The organism is Coprobacillus cateniformis (assembly GCF_009767585.1).
In the GTDB taxonomy this organism is placed as follows: domain Bacteria; phylum Bacillota_I; class Bacilli_A; order Erysipelotrichales; family Coprobacillaceae; genus Coprobacillus; species Coprobacillus cateniformis.
This window is the reverse complement of sequence record NZ_WSNW01000001.1, coordinates 1749048-1756166: the sequence shown is the minus strand read 5'-3', so window position 1 is coordinate 1756166 and position 7119 is coordinate 1749048. Positions and strand designations below refer to the sequence as shown.

Sequence of the window (7119 nt, the reverse complement as noted above, 5' to 3'; positions counted from 1 at the left end):
AACAATTATGTAGTAGTTTTCTTATGTACTAGTCATTTATGCATAAATTCATCTTTGATAATGAACGCAAGCAATTTTTACCACTCTTCATTGTGTAAATTCTTGTTGTATCTATAGACGTGTGTCCTAATAGAGAAGCAAGAGTGTCTAAATCCTTTTCTAGTTGATAATATGTAATTGCAAATAAATGTCTTAAATTATGTGGAAAGACTTTTTGGCTATCTACCCTTGCATCTTCACATAGCGATTTCATACTACTCCATATATTGCTACGATCCATTGGCTTTCCACCTTTCGTAACAAATATTGGTCCACATTTAATATTTTGTTTTTTACAATAATTTAGTAACAATCTCTTTAATTCAATGGGTAAAATGATTTCTCTTACCTTTCCTTTGTTAATAATGACTGCTCTTCCCTTTTTTAAAGCGTCTACTGTTATGTATTTATGTTCACTTACACGTATTCCTGTTGCACATATCGTTTGAATAATCATGTATAGTCTCTCATTATTTTTTGACTTCGCTGCAAATAATAGCCTTTTATATTCTTCTTTGGTCATTTCCTTATTATCGTCACCAAAAACACTTTTTTGAATTTTATTTAGTTTAACCTGACATTCAGGAATATTTAGAAAAACAAAAAACCTATTTAAAGCAACAAGCATACTATTCACACTTCTTGGTCTATACTCTTTAGCTAGTTTTAATTTATATGATACAACACATTCTTTAGTTATTGTTTTATCTTCTTGAAGGTAATTATAAAAAGTTTGGATATCTCTTATATATTTATTTATAGTTGCTGTACTTTTTTCTTCCTCTATTAATTCTGTTTTAAAACTCTCTATGTTTTTTAATGTTATTGTCTCTTTTCTCATAAATAATCCTCATTAACTTTCTTATTTTCTTTATTATATTTTAGCATAGTTAATTCAAATATTCTCCTGGTAATATTTGGTAATTCCTTACATTGATAAGGTTATATCAATTGAAAAAAAGACTGAATAACAAAAAAGTAACGCCTTTGCATTACTTTTTTTATTTCTTCATTTTAATTGTATAAACAACTTCATCATCTGTTTCTTGAATATCTACATGTGTATTAACACCAGCTTGTTGTACCATTTGAATTGCTTGATCTAAAGTATTCATAGCAATTTTTAGATTTTGGGAAATACTTTTTGCTTTTGGTTTTTGTTTTTTAGGTTCAATTTTTGCTTTAATTTTTTGCTCAGTTTGTTCAACATTTAAACCTTTAGCCATAATTTCTCTTAACATATTATTTTGTTTAGCTGTTGAATCTAATCTTAAAAGCGCTCTTGCATGACGTTCAGTAATATCTTTTCTTCTTACTGCCTCTTGAACAGTCATTGGTAATTGTAATAATCTTAATTTATTAGCAATTGTAGATTGTTTCTTTCCTACTTTTTCAGCTAATTGTTCTTGTGTTATATCTTGCGTATCTAATAATTGTTGATATGCTAAAGCTTCTTCTATAGGAGATAAATTTTCTCTTTGTATGTTCTCAACTAATGCGGCAGTTGCTGTTTGATCTTCATTATATTCTTGGACCATACAAGGAACTTCCTCAAGTCCAGCTAATTTACATGCTCGAAATCGTCTTTCACCAACAACAATTTGATATTTACCATTGTATGGTCTAACAACAATTGGTTGTAATAACCCATTTTGTTGAATTGATACAGATAATTCCTGTATCTTTTCTTTTTCAAAATGTGTTCTTGGTTGTTTTTCATTAGCTTCAATATCATGAATATCAATAAATTTATACATTGGTTCTTTCACTCAGTTCACTCCTCACAATATGTTTTATATTATAACATTATTCGGCATAAAACAAAAGTCATCTTTCTGATATTGCAAAAGAAAACTCCCCTTTTTACACACTGTTTTTTCTTCTCTATTTAAAAAAATAAATAGTTATAACTATAATGTCATCCATTGTATATATGAATACATTATCTTTAAATATTCAATACTAACTCTTTCCAAACTTTCGTTTTATTGACACATTATAGCACAAGTTCATATTAATTTGATGATAACACGCTTAAGAAATCACAAAGCTAACATTTGTAATCAATATATAATCATTATAAAGTAAAAATCAGGTAAGCCACATTTTTTGACTTCCTGATTTTTATTTTATATTACTTTTTTATTTCTTTTATAATATATCATTGCCATTAAACTTAATGAAATCAATATGCAATAGCCTAAGACAAAGTTATCGTCACCTGTCTTAATTTGTTCTGGTTTTGATGTGATTGGTTTTTCATTGACTTGAATTTTAATCAAAGGATTACCTGTACCATATTTGATATCACCTATTTCAACAATTTTTTCTGGTTTCCAGTAATCATCAACACCATCTCCATCCTTATCAACAGCTGGACGATAGTCTTTTGAATCTGCTTTACCGTCACCATCTGTATCTATGTTTGTATCTGGTTTCCATATTCCATCTGAGTTTCCACCCTCAGTGCTTGGTTTCCATGTTCCTGTATTATCTGTGTCGATATTGATATCTGGATGACTATCTCCATTAATATCTATATTAATATCAGGTATCCCATCTCCATTTGTATCAATATTAATGTCTGGTTTTCCATCTCCATCTATATCAATATTTATATCCGGTTTTCCATCTCCATTCGTATCAATATTCATATCTGGCTTCCCATTTCCATTTGTATCAATATTAATGTCTGGTTTTCCATCTCCATCTATATCAATATTTGTATCTGGTTTTCTATCTCCATTTGTATCAATATTGACATCTGGTTTATTATCACCATTTGTATCAATATTGATATCTGGGATTCCATCTCCATCTGTATCAATGTTAATGTCTGGTTTGCTATCTCCATCTATATCAATATTGATATTAGGATTATGTGTATCATATTCTAAGTCTTCTATACTGACATTAGTATTTGGTTTCCAGTTATCATCTACACCATCTCTATCTTTATCAATAGCTGGACGATAGTAGTCAACATCACCTTTACCACTACCTTTTGTATCAATATTTGTGTCTGGTTTCCATATTCCATCTTTATTTCCACCTTCACTACTTGGTTTCCAATTGCCTGTATTATCTGTGTCGATATTGACATTTGGTATCTTATCACCATTTCTATCAATATTGATATCTGGTTTGCCATCTCCATCTGTATCAATGTTAATGTCTGGTATACCATCTCCATCAACATCCACATTCACATCTGGATTATTATCACCATTCGTATCAATATTGACATCTGGGACTCCATCTCCATCTATATCGATGTTAATATCAGGAGTTCCATCTCCATCTGTATCGATATTAATATTTGGATTATATGTATCATAATGGAAATTGTCCTCTCCATATTCTACATTTATGTTTGGCTTCCAATTATCATCTATACCATCACCATCTATATCAATCGCTGGACGATAGTAACTCTCTTCTGAATGACCATCTCCTTTTATATCCATATTGGTATCTGGTTTCCATATTCCATCTTTATTTCCACCTTCACTGCTTGGCTTCCATACTCCTGTGTTGTCTGTATCAATATTAATATTTGGTTCCCAGTCATTATCTGTATCAATATTAATATCTGGAGTTCCATCATTATTTGTATCAATATTGATATCTGGAGTTCCATCCCCATCAACATCTATATTAAGATTGTCTATCTTAAGTATTGTCTCGTCAGTACTTCCTTTATTATAGTTTCTGTCTTCTCCAATATATTCTATTGTAACAGTTTGTCTTGTCCCTGGTACACAATAACTTTTATCCACATCTTTCCAGTCAATTGAAGCAGTACTATAATTATATTCAGATGGATCATCCTTAGTATGAGTTACTAATTTGACAGGATTTCCATATTTTCTACCATTAATATAGAATTGCACATACCCCTCAGGTGAAGCACAGTCAATACCTTCTCCATCAGCTGGAGAGACTTTTGCTTTCAATGTAACTATCTGATCTGGTCTAAATATATCTGGTTGTTCACTCAACCCATCTATTGTTAATTCTGATTTTGTATCTGCTGGCGTAATTTCAGCATATTTGAAATAAGTTCTATGTCCCCAATAAGCATCTTTAAATCCTTGAACAGTAGAATCTGCATATTGTGTAGATGTAATGATCAGTTGGTGTTTTCCCCCACCTGCATTGCTTCCAGAAACAATCTCTGCATTTTCTTCAGGTGTGATACCATCATCTTTTAAAAGCTGAGAACTAATTGCCAGCTTAGAAGCATCACTCAATGAACCACCTAATGGTATTGTTGTTGGAATATTAAGTGCTGCAACTGCATTTTTAATCTGATTATCATCTAACCCTTTCCCATCATATCTTTTTGTTATAAGTCCGTGAGAGAGTCCATCAATATCAAAATTAACATATTGTTTCAAAAAAACATTACCTGGAGTTCCAACATCTTTAGCAAAAAATGTATCAGTATTAAGAGTACCTCCTGAAGACTTATCAATAACATCAAGATCAATACTGACTTCTGACCCTACATTTGTATCAGGTAGCCAAAAATAAAGAATACCAGCATCATCAGTATATGAAGGAATACCATAATTATAGTCTATTCCATTTATCTTCATATCCATATTATCAACAAGTGTTGTTCCAACCTTATTTGTTCCCCAACTACTTAAAGAAATCTTTGTCATAAAGACTTTTGTAGATTTTTCCATATCTCCATAAGCAACTGTTCCTTCAATACTTTTAAATCTCTCTGCTTTTAAAGAACCACCTAAAACAAAAACATTAGCCTGTGATCCACCTAAATGAAATCTACTACTTGGTGCGTTTGGAATAACTGTACCACCAGTCATGATAATTTTATACTCAGTTGAATCTGAATAACTGTAACACCCATCCCCAAAAGCATCACCATGGGTTCCACCATTAGAATAAGTTAATCCACCATTAATTGTTATATTGCCACTTTTACCTTTACCAGTATTAGAATTGACAACAGCAGGAGAAATCGCAGATACTGCAGGGGTTGATGCGGTATGATACCCACCACCAACTCCAGCAGCATGATATGCACCTTTAGCCGTTATAACACCACCATTAATTGTTATATTTCCACCAGTTCCTCGACTTCCACCGCCTATACCACTTCCTCCATCAGAGGTTGTAGAGCCAGTTGAAGTTGTCGCATTAACAATTCCACCATTAATATTAATATATCCACCATTTTCTGCATCTCCACCGCCTATTCCTGCAGCAAAGGTATTTCCAGTAACAGTGAGTGTCCCAGCATGGGGACTGTCTAATAGAGTGAGACGATCACCTTTTTTTAATTGTGTTCCATTTAACAATGTCACATCATATGGAATCCTTCCTAATTCTGGAATGATATCATTTCCATTTATATCCTTATTAACAATTGAATCATCTATGTATAACGTTGTTGTTTCTCCACAACGTAATCCAGGATAGCGCGCTGCCCCTGAAACAAGTTTATTCGTTGTACTATCTGCCAATATAATATGAGCCATTGCCCCTTTTCCATCTCCATTTGCATCTGGAGTTAATGTAAATGGACTATTTGCGCTTGTCTTAATATTAACTCCAGCAAATATTAAATTTGCTTTTACATTTTCTGGAATAACAATTCTGTCTGTTGTTGCTGTAGCAGGATTCTTATTTTTTATTGTTAATGTTTGGTCACTTAGTATAGTCAATACACCAGATGCATACCTGTAGTCAGCATTCAACTGTCCACCATCTATACGAAAATTACCAACCTCTACCCCATCTTCTGCTTTTACAGTTCCAGTAACACTCAAGAACATTCCAAAACATATTGTTAATAATAAAATGAGTTTTTTCTTTTTCTTCATTTGCATTCCCTTTCCTTCCTTTAAATCTAGCGGTTCTACACTTCAAACATAGGTCCATCTCGACTCTTATAGACACTTAAATCAACTGTGCTATGAAAATGAATTCCATGTATGCATATAATTGTTTGTTTCATCTTAATCAAAAGAATAAGAATCATTTTAAATATAATAAAACTGGTTAATCTTTGATACAATTCTAATATCATATTCGTAGTCATAAGTTCTCCTTTCTATGTCTTTTAAAGCAGACAAAAAAAGACAAGCAGAAACTCTGCTTATCTTATGAATTTAACAAATATATTTGTATGAACTTATGATTTTTTAAATAAAAAGAAGGTTCGTTAATGTCTAGTTTTACGAACTTTAACTTATTCTTTATCATTATACCATATTTTAACATTTTTTGTAATTATTTGTAAAAAAACATCCTATTTATCAATGTTTTTATTCATTTATCATTTATAGATAACAAAAAACACCTCCTTGAATTTATAAAGGGGTGCACTTTGCTCTTATTTATAGAGGTTTCTTTTTTATTTTTCCAAATGGTCTAGGATACTTTTGGGGTGTTTCTTTTATTTTATGAATGAATATATTACATCTGTGATCATTTTCATTAGTGAGTGTAAAATGAGTTTCTTTCATAACTTTCCCACCAAGTTTATCTATACCATGTTTTGCTTCATTTAATTCTTCTTTTGCTTTTAAACCTTTTAAGGTTATAAAATGACCACCAATTCTTACCAAAGGTAAACATAATTCATCTAGAATATTTAATCTTGCAACAGCTCTTGCTGTAACAATATCAAATGTTTCCCTATGTCCAATGGCATAGTCCTCTGCCCTTGCACTCACAGCAGTCACATTATTTAATTTGAGAACCTGAGTTAAATAATTTAAAAAAGTTATTCTTTTGGTTAAAGAATCTACAATCGTTATTTTCAAATCAGGATAAACAATCTTAAGAGGTATAGAAGGAAAACCTGCTCCTGCTCCTATATCACATAAAGTTTGATTATTGAAATCATAATCAAATGAAATAGTTAATGAATCATAGAAATGTTTTAAATAAACATCTTCTTTTTGGGTAATAGCTGTTAAATTCATTTTTTCATTCCATTCAACTAATGTATTGTAGTAAATTTCAAATTGTTTTAATTGATAATCAGATAAAGAAATACCTTTATCATGTAATGCATTTATAAATTGTTCAATATTCATATGT

Annotated in this window: 5 protein-coding genes; all 5 read right to left on the bottom strand. The window is 31.1% G+C overall.

The genetic code is table 11. From position 1 onward, the window contains the following. Positions 1 to 28: 28 nt before the first annotated feature. The 5 genes from GQF29_RS08855 to rsmG all read right to left on the bottom strand — a co-directional run bounded on the left by GQF29_RS08855 (position 29) and on the right by rsmG (position 7115). Positions 29 to 880 (bottom strand): tyrosine-type recombinase/integrase, encoded by an 852-nt coding sequence (locus GQF29_RS08855; RefSeq protein ID WP_008788929.1) that lies wholly within the window; start codon positions 878 to 880, stop codon positions 29 to 31. Between the two features lie 160 nt (positions 881 to 1040). Beyond that, positions 1041 to 1808, bottom strand: coding sequence for a nucleoid occlusion protein (gene noc, locus GQF29_RS08850; protein WP_008788930.1), 768 nt, complete (start codon positions 1806 to 1808; stop codon positions 1041 to 1043). 360 nt (positions 1809 to 2168) lie between these two features. Further along, positions 2169 to 5900 carry a hypothetical protein gene (locus tag GQF29_RS08845; protein WP_160340794.1) on the bottom strand — a complete coding sequence of 1244 codons (3732 nt, stop codon included), beginning with the start codon at positions 5898 to 5900 and terminating at the stop codon, positions 2169 to 2171. 29 nt (positions 5901 to 5929) lie between these two features. Further along, on the bottom strand, positions 5930 to 6112 hold the full coding sequence (locus GQF29_RS08840) for a hypothetical protein (RefSeq protein ID WP_008788932.1): 183 nt from the start codon (positions 6110 to 6112) through the stop codon (positions 5930 to 5932). A gap of 298 nt (positions 6113 to 6410) precedes the next feature. Next, positions 6411 to 7115, bottom strand: a complete 705-nt coding sequence (rsmG, locus tag GQF29_RS08835) for a 16S rRNA (guanine(527)-N(7))-methyltransferase RsmG (RefSeq protein ID WP_160340793.1) — start codon at positions 7113 to 7115, stop codon at positions 6411 to 6413. Positions 7116 to 7119 lie beyond the last annotated feature (4 nt).